Annotated in this window: 17 protein-coding genes; 4 read left to right on the top strand and 13 right to left on the bottom strand. The window is 72.2% G+C overall.

What is annotated here, in order from left to right; all coding sequences use genetic code 11:
• Nucleotides 1–8 precede the first annotated feature (8 nt).
• The 4 genes from AC1DWJ_RS06755 to AC1DWJ_RS06740 form a co-directional block, all read right to left on the bottom strand.
• The gene (locus AC1DWJ_RS06755) at nt 9–614 is read right to left on the bottom strand and encodes a TlpA family protein disulfide reductase (RefSeq protein WP_457254072.1); all 606 of its coding nucleotides are present in this window, start codon (nt 612–614) and stop codon (nt 9–11) included.
• The gene (locus tag AC1DWJ_RS06750; protein ID WP_477620325.1) at nt 611–1,261 is read right to left on the bottom strand and encodes a histidine phosphatase family protein; all 651 of its coding nucleotides are present in this window, start codon (nt 1,259–1,261) and stop codon (nt 611–613) included. The genes AC1DWJ_RS06755 and AC1DWJ_RS06750 overlap by 4 nt, the downstream gene beginning before the upstream one ends.
• Entirely contained in the window at nt 1,258–2,592 is a 1,335-nt protein-coding gene (hemL, locus tag AC1DWJ_RS06745) for a glutamate-1-semialdehyde 2,1-aminomutase (protein WP_477620324.1), read from the bottom strand. Before hemL ends, AC1DWJ_RS06750 begins: the two co-directional genes overlap by 4 nt.
• 145 nt (nt 2,593–2,737) lie before the next feature.
• Nucleotides 2,738–3,283 carry a MarR family winged helix-turn-helix transcriptional regulator gene (locus tag AC1DWJ_RS06740; RefSeq protein WP_457254075.1) on the bottom strand — a complete coding sequence of 182 codons (546 nt, stop codon included), beginning with the start codon at nt 3,281–3,283 and terminating at the stop codon, nt 2,738–2,740.
• Between the two features lie 116 nt (nt 3,284–3,399).
• On the opposite strand from AC1DWJ_RS06740, the gene AC1DWJ_RS06735 reads away from it, so the two are divergent.
• Nucleotides 3,400–3,933, top strand: a complete 534-nt coding sequence (locus AC1DWJ_RS06735; RefSeq protein WP_457254076.1) for a YceI family protein — start codon at nt 3,400–3,402, stop codon at nt 3,931–3,933.
• Nucleotides 3,934–4,005: 72 nt separating this feature from the next.
• Here AC1DWJ_RS06735 and hemB read toward each other — a convergent pair whose 3' ends face one another.
• The 6 genes from hemB to AC1DWJ_RS06705 all read right to left on the bottom strand — a co-directional run bounded on the left by hemB (nt 4,006) and on the right by AC1DWJ_RS06705 (nt 10,233).
• Entirely contained in the window at nt 4,006–5,001 is a 996-nt protein-coding gene (gene hemB / locus AC1DWJ_RS06730; protein ID WP_457254077.1) for a porphobilinogen synthase, read from the bottom strand.
• Nucleotides 5,002–5,006: 5 nt separating this feature from the next.
• A complete protein-coding gene (locus AC1DWJ_RS06725; RefSeq protein WP_477620323.1) occupies nt 5,007–6,665 on the bottom strand; it encodes a bifunctional uroporphyrinogen-III C-methyltransferase/uroporphyrinogen-III synthase in 1,659 nt (552 codons plus the stop codon).
• A complete protein-coding gene (gene hemC / locus AC1DWJ_RS06720; protein ID WP_477620322.1) occupies nt 6,662–7,765 on the bottom strand; it encodes a hydroxymethylbilane synthase in 1,104 nt (367 codons plus the stop codon). The genes AC1DWJ_RS06725 and hemC overlap by 4 nt, the downstream gene beginning before the upstream one ends.
• Entirely contained in the window at nt 7,762–9,072 is a 1,311-nt protein-coding gene (locus tag AC1DWJ_RS06715) for a glutamyl-tRNA reductase (protein ID WP_457254080.1), read from the bottom strand. Before AC1DWJ_RS06715 ends, hemC begins: the two co-directional genes overlap by 4 nt.
• Nucleotides 9,069–9,818: a redox-sensing transcriptional repressor Rex gene (locus tag AC1DWJ_RS06710; RefSeq protein ID WP_477620321.1), complete on the bottom strand. Its 750-nt coding sequence runs from the start codon at nt 9,816–9,818 to the stop codon at nt 9,069–9,071. The genes AC1DWJ_RS06715 and AC1DWJ_RS06710 overlap by 4 nt, the downstream gene beginning before the upstream one ends.
• Before the next feature lie 133 nt (nt 9,819–9,951).
• Complete coding sequence (locus AC1DWJ_RS06705) at nt 9,952–10,233, bottom strand: glutaredoxin family protein (RefSeq protein WP_457254082.1); 282 nt, start codon at nt 10,231–10,233, stop codon at nt 9,952–9,954.
• Nucleotides 10,234–10,744: 511 nt separating this feature from the next.
• Between AC1DWJ_RS06705 and AC1DWJ_RS06700 the strand changes: the two genes are divergently transcribed.
• Nucleotides 10,745–11,470: an RNA polymerase sigma factor gene (locus AC1DWJ_RS06700; RefSeq protein ID WP_477620320.1), complete on the top strand. Its 726-nt coding sequence runs from the start codon at nt 10,745–10,747 to the stop codon at nt 11,468–11,470.
• Between the two features lie 186 nt (nt 11,471–11,656).
• Nucleotides 11,657–12,823 carry a DUF5667 domain-containing protein gene (locus tag AC1DWJ_RS06695; RefSeq protein ID WP_477620319.1) on the top strand — a complete coding sequence of 389 codons (1,167 nt, stop codon included), beginning with the start codon at nt 11,657–11,659 and terminating at the stop codon, nt 12,821–12,823.
• Between the two features lie 51 nt (nt 12,824–12,874).
• Here the strand turns inward: AC1DWJ_RS06695 and AC1DWJ_RS06690 are convergent, their stop codons facing one another.
• The 3 genes from AC1DWJ_RS06690 to AC1DWJ_RS06680 form a co-directional block, all read right to left on the bottom strand.
• Nucleotides 12,875–14,254 carry a lysophospholipid acyltransferase family protein gene (locus AC1DWJ_RS06690; RefSeq protein WP_477620318.1) on the bottom strand — a complete coding sequence of 460 codons (1,380 nt, stop codon included), beginning with the start codon at nt 14,252–14,254 and terminating at the stop codon, nt 12,875–12,877.
• On the bottom strand, nt 14,254–15,303 hold the full coding sequence (locus AC1DWJ_RS06685) for an NAD-dependent epimerase/dehydratase family protein (protein ID WP_457254087.1): 1,050 nt from the start codon (nt 15,301–15,303) through the stop codon (nt 14,254–14,256). Before AC1DWJ_RS06685 ends, AC1DWJ_RS06690 begins: the two co-directional genes overlap by 1 nt.
• A gap of 143 nt (nt 15,304–15,446) precedes the next feature.
• Nucleotides 15,447–15,545, bottom strand: a complete 99-nt coding sequence (locus tag AC1DWJ_RS06680; protein WP_003792170.1) for a 30S ribosomal protein bS22 — start codon at nt 15,543–15,545, stop codon at nt 15,447–15,449.
• Nucleotides 15,546–15,805: 260 nt separating this feature from the next.
• Between AC1DWJ_RS06680 and AC1DWJ_RS06675 the strand changes: the two genes are divergently transcribed.
• Nucleotides 15,806–19,042, top strand: coding sequence for a M36 family metallopeptidase (locus AC1DWJ_RS06675; protein WP_477620317.1), 3,237 nt, complete (start codon nt 15,806–15,808; stop codon nt 19,040–19,042).
• The last annotated feature ends 3 nt before the right edge of the window (nt 19,043–19,045 follow it).

The following is a 19,045-nucleotide window of genomic DNA, read 5'->3' as shown; positions in this document are numbered from 1 at the left end:
GTCGCGTTCTACTGCTCGGCCAGGACGTCGTCGACGAGCCCGGTGAGCGTCGCCGTGGTCACGGCGCCGCTGACGCGGGCGGCGATCCGGCCCTGGCGGTCGAGCACCAGCGTCGTGGGCGGCGAGGTGACCTTGCCCTGCAAGGAGAGGATGGTCCGGCCGCTCGGGTCGTCGAGCGACGGGAAGGGGATGCCCCACCGGGCCGCCGTCGCGCGACCGGAGTCGGGGTTGTCGCGGTAGTTGATGCCCATGAAGACCACGGGCTCGTCGCCCGAGGTCAGGGTCTCGGCAGCCTTCTTGAGATCGGGCGCCTCGGTCTCGCACGGTGGGCACCAGGACGCCCAGAGGTTGAGCACGGCGACCTTGCCGACGGCCTCCTGCGACGACCACTCCTTGGCGTCGAGGGTCGTGCCGGTGAGGGCGACCGGCTTCTTGCGGTCACCGACCGCGATGGTCTCGATGTTGCCGTCGCCCGAGATGTATCCCTGGCGGTTGCCCGACTTCGCTTGCGCCGCAATGGAGTTCGGGTCGTCGCTGCACCCGGACAGCGCCACGAGCAGGAGGGGCGCCATGAGCAGGGCGGCCGCACGCGGCATACGTCGTCCGCGGCTCACCCGGTGCCCCCGTGGGACTGGGCGAGGAGCGACGCGGCGGGCTCGGAGTAGGTGAGCGACTCGAGGTCGTCGCCGAGGTAGGTGAGGGTCGTCAACGAGGCCAGCCGGCACTCCCGCTTCCTCGGGTCGTGCCACAGGCGCTTGCCCATCAGCGCGTTGCGGGCGGTCCAGATGGGCAGCTGGTGGGAGACGATCACGGCCTCGTGGCCCCGGGCGGCGCTGCGCGCGTCGGCGATGGCTGCCGACATCCGTTGGGCGATCTCGGCGTACGCCTCGCCCCACGAGGGACGGAACGGGTTGACCAGCTTGGACCAGTGCGAGGGGTGGACGAAGTCGAGGGGGTTCATGTCGCCCACCAGCTGGCCCTCGAAGTCGTTGGCTGCCTCGATGACCCTGTCGTCGGTCGTGATCGCGACGCCGTGTGCCTCGGCGACCGGCGCGGCCGTCTCCTGGGCGCGGAGCAGCGAGGACGCGACGACGTGGGTGACGTCATGGTCGGCGAGGTGGTCGGCGACCGTCCGGGCCATCTCGTGGCCGAGGTCGGACAGGTGGTAGCCGTCGAGGCGACCGTAGAGGACCCCGTCGGGGTTGTGCACCTCACCGTGGCGCATGAGGTGCACCACGGTGCGGTCGGCTTGGCTGGTCACGAGTCGATTGTCGCAAACGCCTCGGCGGCCGCTGACGCCGCGCCGGGGAGCGCCGCGAGCACCCGGTCGACGGCTGCCTCGTCGTGCGCCCCGCTGACGAACCACGACTCGAAGGCGCTCGGCGGGAGGTAGACCCCCTGGCTGAGCATCGAGTGGAAGAACGCCGAGTAGGCCGGCACGTGCTGGGCCCGCGCCTCGTCGTAGTCGCGCACCGCGCCGTCCCGGAAGAACACGCTGAACATGCTGCCCGCTCGCTGGGTCACGTGGGGGACGCCAGCCGCGCCGAGGTGCTCGTCCAGCCCTGCCTTGAGGGCGTCAGCGACCTCGTCGAGGCGCGCGTAGAGGGCCGGCGTGCACAGCTCGAGGGTGGCGAGGCCGGCGGCGGTCGCGACGGGGTTCCCCGACAGCGTGCCCGCCTGGTAGACCGGACCGAGCGGGGCCAGGAGGGCCATCACGTCGGCGCGCCCACCGAAGGCCGCGGCCGGGAACCCGCCACCCATCACCTTGCCGAACGTGAAGAGGTCGGGTGCGCCCGCGGCATACGGGCCCTCGAGGCCGAACCACCCCGCCGCACTGCACCGGAACCCGGTCATCACCTCGTCGGAGATGAGGAGGGCGCCGTGGGCGGCGGTGATGCGACGCAGACCCTCGGTGAAGCCCGGGGCGGGCGGCACCACGCCCATGTTGCCGGGCGAGGCCTCCGTGATGAGGGCGGCGATCTCGCTGCCCCGCTCGGCGAACGCGGCCTCCACGGCATCGAGGTCGTTGAACGGCAGCACGATGGTCTCCGCGGCCATCTCCTTCGGGACACCGGCGGAGTCGGGCAGCGCGAACGTCGCCACTCCCGAGCCGGCCTGCGCGAGCAGCGAGTCGACGTGTCCGTGGTAGCAGCCGGCGAACTTCACGACGAGCGAGCGACCGGTGTAGCCGCGGGCCAGGCGGATGGCGCTCATCGTCGCCTCGGTGCCGCTGGACACCAGCCGGACCTGCTCGACCGGCTCGACGCGGCGGACGATCTCCTCGGCGAGGGCCACCTCGTTCTCGCTGGGCGTGCCGAAGGAGAAGCCCCGGGCGGAGGCGTCGAGGACCGCGCGCTGCACCTGCGGGTGGCCGTGCCCGAGGATCATCGGACCCCACGAGCAGACCAGGTCGACGTACTCGCGGCCGTCCGCGTCAATGAGGTAGGGGCCGTTGCCGGACACCATGAACCGTGGCGTCCCCCCGACCGCGCGGAAGGCGCGGACGGGCGAGTTCACCCCACCCGGGGTCACCGCGAGGGCTCGCTCGAGCAGGGCCTGCGAGGCAGGTGCGTCGAAGGGGTATGCCGTCATGGCCGCCATTGTCCCAGCCGCACCTGAGTGCCCCCGCCCGGGGCGCAGTCCGCGGCGCCCACTCATGCAAAAGGCGAGTTAGCGCCAGTCTGGATGGCGCTAACTCGCCTTTTGCATGGGTGAGCGACGGCAGGGGGCGGCGGGATCAGGGCCCGGCGCGGTATGGCGCGGTGGCCTCGTGGGCCATCGCCTCGCGGGCCACCGCGGGGTGGTCACCGTCGGCGCCGCCGGGGGCCAGGGCGCTGCGGATCAGGTCCATGGCCTCACCCAGCGCCGAGAACAGCGGTGGGGGCACCGGGTCGAGGACGGCGCGCCGGACGCTGGCCACGTGCACCCTCGCCATGTCCTGCACGGCCTGGTAGCCGCGGTCGGTGAGGACCAGCTCGACGCCGCGCTTGTCGTCGAGGCAGGACTCGCGCACGACCCAGCCGCGCTTCTCCAGGCGGGTGGCCGTGTGCGTGAGGCGGCTGCGCGACTGCACGACCAGGTCGGCCAGGCTCGACATGCGCAACCGACGGCCCGGGCTCTCGGAGAGCATGGAGATGATCTCGTACTCGGTCAGCTGGACCCCGTGCGACTGCAGGTCGCGGTCGAGGGCCTCCTCGATGAGGCGACTCCCGCGCAGATAGGCACGCCAGGCCCGCTGTTCGTCCTCGCTGAGCCACTGCGGCTCACCCGATGGGGTGCTCATGAGCAGGAAGTATGACAGGTGGACGGTTAGTTGAAATATAAATGAAGTCTGCTACGTTCGAAGAGATGAAGCGGATGGGACCGTCCCGGACGCAGACCCCCCTACAGGAGATTTTCATGGCAAGCATCAACGACCTTCCCGCCGGCACCTGGACCGTCGACGCCTCGCACAGCGAGATCGGCTTCGTGGCCCGTCACCTGATGGTCACCAAGGTCCGCGGACAGTTCAAGGAGTTCGAGGGCACCGTCAAGGTCGGCGACGACATCACCGAGTCGCAGGTCACCGCCGTGGCGCAGATCGCCTCGGTCGACACCGGCTCCGCCGACCGCGACACCCACCTCAAGTCCGGCGATTTCTTCGACGCCGAGGCCAACCCCACCATGAGCTTCACCTCGACCGAGGTCACCCCCGACTCCCTCACCGGCGACCTGACCATCAAGGGCGTCACCAAGCCGGTCACGTTCGACCTGGAGTTCACCGGTCTGGCGACCGACCCGTGGGGCAACGAGAAGGCCGGCTTCGAGGCCAGCGCCGACATCAACCGCAAGGACTGGGACCTCGGCTGGAACGTCGCCCTCGAGGGTGGCGGCGTGCTCGTCTCCGAGAAGGTCAAGCTCAACCTGGACATCCAGCTCACCAAGGCTGCCTGACCAGCAACACCAGGGCCCAGCACGGGCTCGACAGACTGACGACGGGCCGGTTCGGGGGAACCGGCCCGTTCGTCATGTCCGCAGGAGGCGGGCGGCCTCGAGGGCGTAGTAGGTGAGGATGATCTGCGCGCCGGCGCGACGGATGTTGAGCAGCGACTCCATCATCGCCCGCTCGCGGTCGATCCAGCCGTTCGCCGACGCGGCCTCGATCATGGAGTACTCCCCGGAGATCTGGTAGGCCGCCACCGGCACGGTCGACACCGCAGCGGCTGCCGCGACGATGTCGAGGTGGGGCATGGCCGGCTTGACCATGACGATGTCGGCGCCCTCGGCGATGTCGAGCTCGAGCTCGCGCAGCGCCTCGGTCGCATTCGCCGGGTCCTGCTGGTAGGTCGCCCGGTCGCCCTCGAGCGAGGACTGCACCGCCTCGCGGAACGGGCCGTAGAGACCCGAGGTGTACTTCGCGGCATACGCGAGGATCACGGTGTCGGTGAAACCCTCGGCGTCGAGCGCGTCGCGGACGTGGGCCACCTGGCCGTCCATCATGCCGGACAGGCCGAGCACGTGGGCGCCGGCGCGGGCCTGCGCGAGGCCCATCGCGGCATACCGCTCCAGGGTCGCGTCGTTGTCGACGCGGCCGTCAGCGGTGAGGACCCCGCAGTGGCCGTGGTCGGTGAACTCGTCGAGGCACAGGTCGGCCATCACGACGATCCGACTCCCCACCGCGTCGACGACGGCGCGCAGGGCGACGTTGAGGATGCCGTCGGGGTCATCGGCCCCGGAGCCGACCGGGTCCTTGTCGAGCGGCACGCCGAACAGCATGATCCCGCCGACCCCGGCGTCAGCCGCCTCGCGGGCGGTCGCCACGAGGGACTCCAGGGTGTGCTGGACGACCCCGGGCATCGCCGAGATCGCTTGGGGCGCGCCGATGCCCTCGCGGACGAAGACGGGCAGCACGAGCTCGGCGGGGTCGAGCCGCGTCTCGGCGACGAGCCGCCGCAGGGCCACGGACTGCCGCAGCCGGCGGGGCCGGATCACCGGCCCCACCGGCTGCGAGTGGTCAGTCATGCGGGCTACTTGGCCCGACGACGCGACGCGGACTTCTTGGCGCTGGGGCGCACGACCGGCTCGCCGGCCTCCGCCGCAGCCGCCGCGAGACCCAGGCCGTAGTCGGCCAGCGCGTCGATCAACGAGTCCGACGACGCCTCCGGGGCGAGGACGTCGACCCGCAGGCCGTGCTCCTCGGCGGTCTTGGCCGTGGCCGGGCCGATGCACGCGATCACCGTGGAGGGGTGCGGCTTGCCGGCGATGCCGACGAGGTTGCGCACCGTCGAGGACGACGTGAACACCGCGGCGTCGAACTGGCCGCCCTTGATCGCCTCGCGGATGTGGGCGGCCGGCGGCGCGGCGCGCACCGTGCGGTATGCCGTGACGTCGTCCACCTCCCAGCCCATCTCCTGGAGACCGGCGACGAGGGTGTCGGTGGCGATGTCGGCCCGCGGCAGGAAGACCCGGTTGATGGGGTCGAGCACCTCATCGAACGGCGGCCACTCCTCGAGCAGACCGTGTGCCGACATCTCACCGGACGGCACGAGGTCGGGCACGATGCCCCACTCGCGCAGGGCGGCGGCGGTGACCCCACCGACGGCGGCGATCTTGAGCCCGGCGAACGCGCGGGCGTCGAGACCGAACTCCTCGAACTTCTCCCGCACCGCCTTCACGGCGTTCACCGAGGTGAAGCCGATCCACTCGTAGCGACCGGTGACCAGGCCCTTGACCGCGCGCTCCATCTGCTGGGGCGTGCGCGGCGGCTCGACCGAGATCGTCGGGACGACCTCGGCGGTCGCGCCGAAGGACTCGAGCCGGGCGATGGTCGAGCCGGACTGCTCCTTGGTGCGGGGCACCAGGACGTTCCAGCCGAACAGCGGCTTGGTCTCGAACCAGGAGAGGTTCTCGCGGAGGGCCACGGTCGAGCCAACCACGGCCAGGGCCGGGAACTCCAGGGTCTTCATGACCTTCGCGACCTCGCCCAGGGTGGTCACGCGGGTGGCCTGCCGGATGGTGGTGCCGCGCTCCGTGAGGGCGACGGGGCTCTCTGCCGGCCGGCCGGCGGCCAGGAGCTTGCCGAGGGCCGTGCCGAGGTCGTCGGGCTGGCCCAGCAGCACGACCGTGACCGACTCGGCCACCGAGGCGGCCCAGTCGACGTGCCGGTCGTTCGCCGAGATGACGTGCACGGCGGGCGAGCTGCTCGACGTCAGCGGGATGCCGGCATACGCGGGCACGGCCGAGACGGCGCTGACGCCGGGGACGATGTCGAACCCGATGCCGGCCTTCTGGCAGGCGAGGGCTTCCTCGGCCAGGCCGTTGAAGGTGCCCGGGTCGCCGTCCATCAGCCGGACGACGAGGCCGCCCGACGCGGACTTGGCCGCCTTGACGACCAGCTTGGCCCGCATCGCGTGGGTCAGCGGCTGGCCGTGGTCGCCGTGACCGGCGTCGATGACCTCGACGCCCTCACGGCAGTAGCGGCGGACGACGTCCTCGCGGGCGACCTGGTCGATGACGACCACGGCGGCGGCGGCGAGGAACTCCAGCGAGCGCACCGTCATGAGTCCGGAGTCGCCGGGGCCGGCGCCGACGAAGGCGACGCGTCCCGGGACCCGGCTCTGGCGAGCGGTCGGGCTGGTGGGGCTCGAGGAGGTTGAGGTGGTGGTGGTCGAGCGCGTGGGGCTCACAGTGCACGCTCCGTGCTGTCGTGTTCGGGTATGCGGTCGGTGCTGCTGTCGGGGCCGGCGAGCGGATCGGGTCCGGTCGCCCCGGGTGGGTCGGGCGGCAGCGCCTCGGGGCGGCGGCTCGCGGGACCGTCGCCGGACGGCGTCGGTGGGGCTGGTGGTCGCTCCTCGGGACCGCGCAGCAGGTCGCCGCCGTCCTCGAGCAGGACTGCCGCGAGCCGTCGGCCCAGGGCTTCGCCGTCGTCGGCGCTACCCACGAGCGAGCGGCGCAGGTCGAACGACCCGTCGACGGCGCCGACGAAGGCACGCAGCGACAGCTCGAGGCCGTCCTCGCCCTCGACGACCTCGGCGAGTGCCCCGACCGGCGCGGAGCAGCCGGCCTCGAGCGCGGCCAGGACGGCCCGCTCGGCGGTGACGCAGACGCGGGTGTCGGGGTCGTCGAGGACCTCGAGCGCTGCCAGCGTCACGAGGTCGTCGGCACGGCACTCGACCGCCAGGGCACCCTGACCCGGGGCCGGCAGCATCTGGAGCGGGTCGATGGCCTCGGCCACGTCGTCGAGCCGGCCGAGCCGGGCCAGGCCGGCGCGCGCGAGCACGACCCCGTCGAGGGCGCCGTCCCTGACCAGGGCGATGCGGGTGTCGACGTTGCCACGGATGTCCTTGACGGACAGTCCGAGACCGAGGGCCGCGAGCTGGGCGACCCGGCGCGGCGAACCGGTGCCGACCACGGCACCCTCGCCGAGCTCACCCAGCGTGCGTCCGCCGGACGACACCAGGACGTCACGCGGGTCCTCGCGGACCGGGACGGCCGCGACGACGAGCCCGGGCTCGGGCGTGGTGGGCAGGTCCTTGAGGGAGTGCACGGCGAAGTCGACCTCGCCGGCAAGCAGGGCGCGACGCAACGCCGCGGCGAAGACGCCGGTGCCACCGATCGAGGCCAGCGAGGCGGTCGAGGTGTCCCCCTCGGTGACGATCTCCACGAGCTCGACGGTGTGTCCCCGGGCGCGCAGCAGGTCGGCCACCCAGGTCGACTGGGTGGTCGCGAGCGCGCTGCGGCGGGTGCCCAGGCGCAGGCTCAGCGGGGTGGCGGCGGGTGCGCTCACGGCATACCTCCCCGCTCGGGCGGCGGGACGGACGCGGTGGCAGCCTCGCCGGGGCGCAGGTCGAAGAGCTCGCGCAGGGCCTCGGCGTAGTCGGCGCCCTGGCCGCCCACGGCCCGCTCCTTCACCCTGATGGTGGGGGTGTGCAGCAGCTTCTCGACGATGCGGTGCACCGCGAGCTGCACCTCGGCGCGGGCCACCTCGTCGAGGTCGGGCAGCCGCTGGTCGAGGCGGGTCAGCTCGCCCGCGACGACCTCCGCGGCGTGCGAGCGCAGCGCGGCGACGGTCGGCGCGACGCTCTCCGCGGCGCGCGAGGTGAGGTATGCCGCGACCTCACCGATGACGAGGTCGGCCACCTCGCTCACCTGCGGCGGCGTCTGCCCGCCGGACAGCTCCTCCCCCAGCGCGGCCAGCCCGGCGAGGGTGACCCCGCTCAGCGAGGCGACCTCGGGAGCCACGTCGTGGGGCAGGGCGAGGTCGATGTAGGCCTGCGGGCGACCGGCCCGGGCCACCTGGGCGTCGCCTGCGTTCGCGAGGTCGACCACCACACCGGTCGAACCGGTGCAGGAGATCACGACGTCGGCGCCGGCGAGGGCGGCGGACAGGTCGTCGAGCGGGCGGGCGGTGCCGCCGGTGCGCTCAGCCAGCCGGAGTGCCTTGGCGAGGGTGCGGTTGACGATGGTGAGACCCGCGGCGCCACGACGCAGCACGGTGGTCGCGGCCAGCGAGCTCATGCCGCCGGCCCCGACGACGAGCACCCTGAGGCCGGCCAGCGGGCCCAGCTCGCGCTCGGCCCGGGCCAGCCCGGCCTCGACGAGCGAGACGCTGACCGCGTCGATGCCGGTCTCGGTGTGGGCCCGCTTGCCGACCCGGAGGGCCTGCTGGAACAGGGTGTTGAGGGCCGGCCCGGCGTGCCCGGACTTCTGCGACTCGCGCAGGGCCGTGCGCATCTGGCCGAGGATCTGGGCCTCGCCCACCGCCATCGAGTCCAGCCCGCAGGCGACCGTGAAGGCGTGCGCGATCGCGCGGTCCTCGTAGTGGACGTAGAGGTGCTCGCGCAGCTCGTCACGGCCGACCCCGGTGACCTCGGTCAGCGCGTCGGCGATGTCGGTGACCGCCCCGTGGAAGGTCATCGACTCGGCGTAGACCTCGGTGCGGTTGCACGTGGACACGACGATCGCCTCGGTGAGGTTGTCGCGACCGGTCAGGCTGGCGGACAGGGCCCGCCGGCCGGCGGCGTCGAGGGTCATGGCCTCGAGGAGCGGCAGGGGCGCCGTGTGGTGGGACAGGCCCAGGATCACGAGGCTCATCGACGCACCACCCGGGTCGTCTCGAGGCCCACGGACTCGCGGCCCACGGGCTCGAGGTTCACGGGCTCGCGCGCGACGGCGTCGAGCGCACCCTCGGCGGCGAGCGCCTTGCGCTGCTCGTGGAAGGCCAGGATCTGGAGCTCGGTCGACAGGTCGACCTTGCGGACGTCGACGTCGTCGGGCACCACCAGCACGCACGGGGCGAAGTTGAGGATCGAGCGCACTCCGGCGGCCACCAGCTGGTCGCAGACCCCCTGGGCGGAGGCGGCGGGCGTGGCGATGACGCCGATGGCCAGGCCCTGCTCGGCGACCAGCTCGTCGAGCACGGACATCGGCTGCACGGTGATGCCGGCGATCTCCTGGCCGAGCAGACCGGCGTCCTGGTCGAGGAGGGCCACCACCCGGAATCCCCGCGTGGCGAACCCGCTGTAGGCCGCGAGCGCGTGGCCGAGGTTTCCCATGCCGATGATGGCGACCGGCCAGTCCTGGGTGAGGCCGAGCTCACGGGAGATCTGGTAGGCGAGGTGGTCGACCTCGTAGCCGACACCCCGCACGCCGTAGGAGCCGAGGTGGGACAGGTCCTTGCGGAGCTTTGCGCTGCGGACGCCCGCGGCGGAGGCCAGCTCCTCGGAGGACACCGACGTGATCCCGCGTTCCGCCAGGCCGGTCAGGGCGCGGAGGTACTCGGGTAGCCGTGCGACCGTGGCGTCGGGAATACCCCGACGGGCGCTCGGGTCGGCAGACACAGTCTTTTCCGGCTCCTTCTCATCACTGGCAGTCCGCGCCTGGCTGGGGCGGACGGGAGCCTCTGCAGATTACGCTTTTGTGAACGGATGCACAAAGTCACAAGCAGGCGTCTCGCCGAGCACGTGAGCCGCGTCACGTCGAGCGCGTGAGGGCGGCCCGGAGCCGCGTTTCGTCGACCCGCCAGTAGTCGTGCTGGCGGCCGTCGACGAAGGTGACCGGGATCTGCTCCCAGTACTGCTCCCTGAGCGCCGGCTCGTCCTCGATCGACCGCTCCACCCAGCCGACCCCGACATCGGCGGCCACCCGGGCGATGACGGCGCGGGCCGCGTCGCACAGGTGGCAGCCCGGCTTGCTCACCAGCGTGATGCGCGCCGGTGGTGGCGTCGCAGCGGTGGGAGGCGGCAGGTCGGACACATCCCGAGGGTATGCCGCGTGGCCCAGGCCCTGGGCCTTCGCGGGGCTTCGCGGGGTCAGCGGGCTCGGGCCAGTGGGCCCGGGTCGCCCTCGGGGCGCTATGCCGTGCCCCACGCTGAGGGGCAGGGACGCCGACCAGGGACGCCGACGCTGGCACCCGGCGAGATGGTGCACCGCACCAGGCCCGCGCGCGGCACCTGCACCTGCACCTGCACCTGCCCCACGCTCGGGGGCATTGCATAGCGTCGTCACATCGACCCACGCCCAGGGACTTCCGGAGGCGACACCGCGGCATACCCCTGTTTGCGTGGGGACGGGGCCGATGGCCTGCTCTGCGACGCGCTGGCGGTGGAGTGTGGCGCAGGTCTCCTGACAATCCGACAGATATCGGGGAAACTGTCTCGGTCAGGAGGCCCCCATCCGGATCCGTGCACGTCGCAGCGCCGCGAGTCGTCTCGCGGTGCTCCGTCCTGCCCGAAGCGTTCCGGTCTGGGCAACGAGCGCCCCGGCGATGGGTTACGCGGGGGCCGGCAACCACGGGATGGGCCCGGCGACCGCGGACTTCCTCGACACCTTGCGGGTGCTGCTCACCCTCGCGGGCGACGCGGGCACGTTGTCGGGGGGCGGGTCCGGCCAGGGAGGGGCCGCGGCCAGCGCGGGCTTCGGGCCGGGCGAGGCCCCCCAGGACTTCGAGCGCATCCCGGCCCTGGTCGAGCTCGCGCAGCGCGGTGACAGCGAGGCGTTCGGCCTGCTCTACGAGCGGTACGTCGACGTCGTCTTCCGCTACGTCTACGTGCGCGTGGGGGGCCGGCAGCTCGCCGAGGACATCACCTCCGAGACCTTCCTGCGCGCCCTGCGCCGGATGGACTCCTTCTCCTGGCAGGGACGCGACATCGCGGCGTGGTTCATCACCATCGCCCGCAACCTGATCACGGACAACGCCAAGTCGGCGCGGTTCCGCATGGAGGTCTCGACCGCCGACATGCTCGACGCCGACCCGCGCGTCGAGGCTGCTCCCGATCACGAGGTGCTCGACCGGCTCCGCAACGAGCGGCTGCTCCAGGCGGTGAAGGGCCTCAAGCCCGAGCAGGCCGAGTGCGTGGTGCTGCGGTTCCTCCAGGGACTCACCCTCGCCGAGACGGCCAAGGTGCTCGGCAAGTCAGAGGGTGCGGTCAAGCAGCTCCAGCTGCGCGCCGTGCGGGCCCTCCACCGGGAGCTGGCCGATGTCGACATCTGAGGTGGTCGCGGTGCGCGCGGGGTGGTTCGGGTCTCCCCCGGACTCCAGCGAGTTTCGAGACGTGTCGACGCGTAACTTCCCGGGCCGCCACTCGTTCTCAGCGCGAAGGACCGTCATCGACACGACCGCCCGGATCACCTCGATCCGCGCACAGGTCGCAGCAGGGCTGGGGAGGGAGGTGCCGGCATGCCAGTTCTGAACCGCTCGGCAGACCGTTTCCAGCGCGCCCTGGACGGCGAGCCCATCACCGACGCGAGCCTCGCCGAGCTCGTCGAGACCAGCCGCCACCTCGTGGGGCTGACCTCGGCCGTGCCCGCCGCCGACGCGGCGTTCGTGGCCACCTTGCGCGAGCGACTGATGGCCGAGGCCGCCCGGATGCCGGCCCCGAGCCCCGTTGCCGCGAAGGCCGCCGCTGCGCGCCGGGCCGCGTCGCGCACCACCCCGGTCGTCGTCGTGGTCGGTCGCGGGCTGCCCAGGCTGCTGGCCGGCGCCGCCGCGTCGGCTCTCCTGGTCGGCGGGGTCGTGGGCGTCGCCTCGCGCAGCGCCGTGCCGGGTCAGGCGCTCTACCCCGTCAAGGGCTGGCTCGACGGGGTCGCGGTGCGGCTCGCCGACAACGACCTCGAGCGCGGCCAGACCTACCTCTCGCAGGCACAGGACCACGTCTCCGACGCCCGCACGCTCGCCGAGGGCAGCAGGGACATCGGCGACATCGACACCGCCCTCACCGCCGCGACCGACTCGGTGCGCAAGGGCCGTCAGGCGCTCGACACCTCCTACGCCACCACCGGCAACCCCCCGGCCCTGTTGGCGATGCGTGACTTCACGGCGCGCACCCTCCCCCAGCTCGAGGCCCTGCGCACCGAGGTGCCACCCGAGTCGCTGCCACAGCTGGCCGCACTCGAGGCCCTGCTCCGCGAGACCGAGCAGAGCACGTCCCGCCGGATCGCCGTGTGCGGGAGCGCCTGCAGCGGGTTCGCCTCCTCCCCTCTCGGGCCGTCGTCGCTGCCCGGGTCCGCGACCACGGCGCCCTCGGGCTCGCCGACTTCGGCCGCCTCGGGGGGTGTCACCGTCCCCGACACGGCGGTGACCGTGCCGGGCGGCGTGCCCGTGCCCGGCGGACCCGGCACGTCCGGGCCGATCCTCGGGGGAGGCGGTGGCGGTTCGAGCGTCGGCACGACCGGCGCCAGCGTCGGCCTGCCGACGTTGAGCGTCTCGGTGCCGGTCGTCCCGTCCGTGACGGCCACGGTGCCGCTCCCGACGGTGAGCCTGGGCACCGGCAGCGTGAGCGCCACCGTGCCCAGCAGCACGCTCGGCCCGGTCACGCTGCCCGGCGTGACCGTCACCCTGCCCTGACGGCCAGCCCAGCCGGCCCTGACCTGACGTGACCGGTCAGTCCGGGTCAGGTCAGAAGAAGACGGAACGCCGCTGCATCAACAGCGAGTAGAGCGTCTGCTGGATCGTCTCGCGCACCTGGTCGGTGAGGTCGAAGACCAGCATCGGGTCGTCCGCGGCGTTGGGCCCGAGGTCGGCCGTCTCCACCGGTGACCCGAACTCGATGATCCACTTGCTGGGCAACGGGATCAGGCCGAGCGGTCCGAGCAACGGCCAGGTCGGGGTGATCGGGGCGTAGGGAGCCCCCAGGAGCCGCGCGACCGTCTTCATGTTGCCGATGATCGGGTAGATCTCCTCGGCGCCGACGATCGAGCACGGGATGATCGGCGCACCGGTGCGCAGGGCCGCCGAGACGAACCCGCCCCGCCCGAACCGCTGGAGCTTGTAGCGCTCACTGAACGGCTTGCCCACGCCCTTGAAGCCCTCCGGCCACACGCCGCACAGCTCACCGCTCGACAGCAGCCGCTCGGCGTCGGGGTTGGCGGCCAGGGTCGAGCCGGACTTGCGGGCGACCTGCCCGATCACGGGGGTCTGGAAGACGAGGTCGGCGCCGAGCATGCGCAGGTGGCGGTGCGACGGGTGCTCGTCGTGGACGGCCACCTGCGTCATCAGGGAGTCCATCGCGATGGTGCCCGAGTGGTTGGCCACCACCAGCCCACCACCCTCGGTGGGGATGTTCTCGATGCCGCGCACCTCGACCCGGAACCACGAGCGGTAGAGCGGACGCAGCACGGGCAGGTAGAAGTGCCGGGTGAAGTCCTCGTCGAACCCGAACTCGTCGACGGTGTAGTCGCCGGTCACCCGTCGCCGCACGAACGACAGCAGCGAGGCGATGTGACGCTCGACGTCGTCGGACGAGATGCCCGCGGCCTCGGAGGCCACCCGCACGGCCGCGATCCCGGCCGTCAGCAGCTCCTCGACCCCGGGGGCCACGCTCCGCGCGCCAGCTCCCGCGATCGGGTCGACGACCTCGGGGACGACGTCGTCGGTGACGGCTTTGAGCGCCCGCACCTTCGGTGCCTGGGTATGCCGCGCGGCCGGCTTCGCCGCGTCGGTCGCCCCTGCGGCGGGTCCGGCGGACGCGGTCGACGTGGCGGCCCTGGTCGTGCGGGCGCCGGAGCGCGCCACGGCCTTGCGCGTCGGCACCGCCTTCGCCACCGGGCGGGGACGGTGCTTCCCGCTCGAGGTCGGCGTCGCCGAGCGGTCCTGCGTCGCACTGCCGGCAGCCGTCGTCGTGGTCGCCGACGGGACTGTCGCCGGCTCCGCCGCCGCGATGAGCGGCGTGCTGCGTCGCTTGGCCCGCTCCCCCGAGGCGCGGGCGGCTCCTGCCGCCAGGGCCCCCTTGCGGGGGGTGGGCTTCTTCGACGCCTTGGCGCCGGAGGTCGAGGCCATCAGTCGTTCCTCCCTGCAGCCCACACGTGACTGATCGCGCTGGCGGCACTCCCCGCGGCACCGGTCACGGCCGCGCCGAACATCCCCGCACCGGGGATCGCCGACCCGACGCCGTGGGCGTAGTCCTGGAAGGCGGAGCGCGTCGTGTAGGCGGGCTCGAAGCCCAGCACCTCACGCATCCGCGTGGTGTCGAGTCCGCGGCCGTAGGCCAGGAACTGGATCTGGTCACTGCTGAAGTCGGCGAGGCCCGAGCGCTTGACGAGGTTGCCGAAGATCCCCGCGGCGGGCATGGGCACGGGCACGATCGGGCGTCCGGCCATCCCCGCGGCCTGCGAGACCGTGATGACGCCGTCGCCGGAGATGTTCGTGATGCCGCTGCTGACGCCCGTCGTGGCGACGAGGAGCGAGGCGATCGCGTCGCTCTCGTGGACGAACTGGAGCCGGGCGTCGTAGCCGAACGGCACGGGCACGACCGGGAGGGCGAAGTAGTCGGTCAGCGAGGTGCGGATGCCCCGGCCGATGATGTTGGCGAAGCGGAGCATCGAGATCTCGACGTCGGGGCGACGGCGCGAGAAGCCCCGGACGTAGCCCTCGACCTCGACCGAGTCCTTGCCGAATCCCGCGCGGGGCAACGACTTCGGGCCCATCTCCTCGGTGAACATCGCCGGGTCGCGCGGGCTGGAGCCGTAGACGGCAGCCGACGACTTCACGACCAGGCGCTTGATGCTCGTGGCCTTCTGGCACGCAGCGAGCAGCTGCATCGTGCCGATGACGTTGATCTCCTTCTGGGAGGTCCGTCCGCCGGCGTGCGTCGGCGTCGCGATGACGTTCATGTGCACGACGGTGTCGACCTCGGACTGCGCGATGATCTTGCCGATCATCGGGTTCCGGATGTCGGCGCGCACGAACTCGGCCCGGCCGATGTCGCCGGGCGGCGGGATCACGTCGACCCCGATGACGCGCTTGACCGACGGGTCGGCCGTGAGGGCTCGCGCGAACTGCCCCCCGAGATACCTCGAGACGCCCGTCACGAGTACGACGTCAGCCACAGTGCAGACCCTACCGACCGGACCCACCGGCGTGACCGCGACGTCCATCCCCATGGGCGTGACGTCCATCCCACGGCCCGGTCGCGGCCCGACCCAGGTGCTCGAGGGCAGAAAGAAGGCCCCCGCACGGCGGGGGCCTTCGGTCACTTCTTGTTGCGTCGCTGGTGGCGCGTCTTGCGAAGCAGCTTGCGGTGCTTCTTCTTCGCCATGCGCTTGCGGCGCTTCTTGATGACAGAGCCCATGATGTCCTCTTGGTCGTGGTCGTGTTGCCGGACGGGGCAACGAACGCACCACGCCGAACTGTGGACGTCACTCTAGCGGCCCGCGACCCCACGACCCAAACCCGCTTCCCCACGGTGCACCCCGACGGGCCCCGGTGGCGGGAATCCGCCACGACCGGGTCGCGAGCCCGACATGACCGGCCAGTAACCCCCCGCGGTGGGACCTCGTTGTCATGCCACCCGGGCCGGTGAGAGCCCGCAGAGCGCAGGAGACGTCGACCATGTCCCGTAAGCACCCCGCTGTCCGACCACTGGGAATCGGGGTGTGCCTGCTGACCGCAGCCGCCACCGCCCTCCCCCTCTCGACGGCGTCGGCAGCCCTTCCCGCCGCACCCGTCCTGCCGGCCCTCGGCGACACCGTCGACGCCCTCGCCAAGACCCTGGACACCCGGCTGGTGAAGGATGCCGTCGCGCCGACGACGCCGGCCCGCACCGCGGCCTCCGCGCTGCTCGCCAAGGCCGGCAGCGGCACGCGGGCCACCTGGGACGAGCGGTTCGGCACGCTGCGGTCGGTCCGCACCGACGGCTACCTCACCGCGGCGACGAACGGCTCCGCCGTCGAGGTCGCCCGCGCCTGGCTGCGCACGAACGCCGCGGCCTTCGGGCTGGGCACCGCCCAGGTCGACTCGCTGGCCGTGGTCCGCGACCACACGCTCCCCACCACCGGGACGCACGTCGTGGACTTCGTCCAGACCACCGACGGTGTCGCCGCCGCGCGCGGCGGTCGCCTGAACGTCGCCGTCACCAAGGACGGCAAGGTGCTCTCGTATGCCGGTGACCCCACCCCGGGTGCGGACCTCACCGGTGGCTGGGTCCTCGGCGAGGCGGCCGCGCTGCTGAAGGTCGCCGGCGGCCTCGCGCCGGGTGTCGCCTACGCCCCCAAGGCGAACGGCACCCAGGCCGGCTACACCACGTACGCGAACGGGCCCTTCGGTGGACCGTCGTACGTGAAGAAGGTGACCTTCGGGACCAAGGCCGGCCCCGTCGCGGCATACAAGGTGTACTTCATCAAGAGCCCGCAGGAGGCCTGGGAGGTCGTCGTCGACGGCACCACCGGGCGCACCCTCTACCGCACCTCCGTCGTCGACTTCGAGGGTGACCCGCAGGGCACGGTCTACGACAACTACCCGGGAGCGGCCCAGGGTGGTCAGCCGCGCCAGCAGTCCTTCGGCCCGACCGCCCAGTCGCCCAAGGGCTGGGTCGACCCGACCGGGCTCGCGGGCACCGGTGTCACGACCTACGGCAACAACGCCGACACCTACGCCAACTGGTCCAACTTCATCGGGCCGGTGGACAACGCCCCGCGCCCCGTCGCCCCGACCGGGAACTTCAGCTACACCTACACGAACCAGTGGGCCGCCACGAAGGGCCAGACGGTCCCGCCGTCGTACGCCCAGGACCTCGACCCGGCGGCGACCAACTTGTTCTTCCAGCACAACCGGATCCACGACGAGTACTACGCCCTCGGGTTCACCGAGACGGCCGGCAACTTCCAGCTCGACAACGGCAGCAACGGTGGCTCGGGCGGCGACCCGATCCGCGGGCTCGTCCAGGCCGGCGCCGCGTCCGGTGGCAACCCGACCTACACCGGTCGCGACAACGCCTACATGCTCACCCTCGACGACGGGATCCCGCCGTGGAGCGGCATGTTCCTGTGGGAGCCCATCGACGACGCCTTCGAGGGTCCCTACCGGGACGGCTCGTTCGACATGAGCGTGATCCAGCACGAGTACACGCACGGCCTGTCCACCCGCTACGTCGCGGGCGGCAGCGCGCTCGGCTCGCAGCAGGCCGGCTCGATGGGTGAGGGCTGGTCCGACTGGTACGCCCTCAACCACGGCTTCAAGGCCGGGCTGCTGACCAAGCCCATCGTCGGCGACTACGTCACCGGCAACCCCACCCGGGGCATCCGCAACTGGAACTACGACCAGAACCCGACGACGTTCGGCGACATCGGCTACGACCTGACCGGTCCGGAGGTGCACGCCGACGGCGAGATCTGGACCGCGACCCTGTGGGACCTCCGCAAGGCCCTCGTGGCCCGCTACGGCGCTGCCCAGGGAGCCGAGGTGGCCGCCCGCCTCATCACCGACGGCATGCCCCTGACCGCCCCGGACCCGAGCTTCCTCGAGGCCCGTGACGGCATCCTGTCCGCCGACCTCGACCGCTACCACGGCGACGACACCGACCTCATCTGGTCGGTCTTCGCCAAGCGTGGGGCCGGTGCCAGCGCGCACTCCGACACCGGGGACGACACCGACCCGACCCCCGGATTCGACCACCCGGTGGCCGCCAAGAACGGCACCGCCGCGCTGACCCTCGTCAACGCGACCACGGGCCAGCCGATCACCAACGCCAAGGTCATGCTCGGTCGCTTCGAGGCCCGGGTCACCCCCCTCGTCCGCACCGGCACGTCCGGCGGCGCCAGCATCAAGGCACTGGCCGGCACCTACCCGCTGACCATCCAGGCCCCCGGGTTCGGCGTCCAGACCATCGACGCGTTCGCCGTGACGGCCGGCCGCAACACGGCCAGGACGATCAAGCTCGCCCCCAACCTGGCCTCCACGGCGGCCGGCGCACAGGTCGTCAACGTCTCCAGTGAGGACGACGGCGCCCCCGCGAAGTTCGCCTTCGACGACACCGCCGCCTCGGTGTGGTCCACCAAGCCCGGCGCCACGGCATACAACGCCGGTCCGGACCAGCGCGTGACGGTGAAGCTGGCGGCGCCGGCGACGGTGAGCAGCCTGCGCGTCAGCGCGTTCAAGGCCACCAACGCCTCACGGTTCGTGGCGCTCAAGGACTTCACCGTCCAGACCTCGACCGACGGCGTCAGCTGGAGCACGGCCCGCACCGGTGGCTTCGCGTATGCCGCGCCGCGGCCGACCGCGCCCGACCTCAACTTCGCGACGTTCGCGCTGGCCAAGCCCGTGCAGGCCGCCTACGTGCGGTTCTTCATCGACTCGGTCCAGGGCGACACGACGACGTCGGCGCAGGTCGCGGACATCGAGGTCTTCGGGTCAGGGGCGACCGTCGCCAACGGCTCGGTCACGCCCGACCCGGCGTACACCGACTCGGGCACGATCGTCGCGGCCAACCCCGCCGCTGGCGACCCGACCGGGCTGCAGAACGTGTTCGGCGTGACCGGCACGGAGCTGAACACCGCGTGCACGTTCCCGCCGGCCAGCCAGGGCGCCGACGGCTGGGTGACGAAGTTCCCGCTCGGCTTCTCTGACGGACTGCACTCGGTCTCGGTCAAGGGCACCAGCGACGCCGACGCCACGGTGGGCCACGACCTGGACCTGTACTTCCTGGACAGCGCCTGCCAGCTCACCGGGTCGGTGGCCACGTCGGCCGCCGACGAGTCGGCCGTCATCCCACCCGGCTCGGTCTACCTGCTGACCCAGCTCTACACCGGGGCGAACGTCGCGGTGGCCGTCACGGCGGTCGACAACCGCTGACAT

Source organism: Pedococcus sp. P2_D7 (genome assembly GCF_056404295.1).
This window is presented reverse-complemented; position numbering and strand designations above follow the sequence as displayed.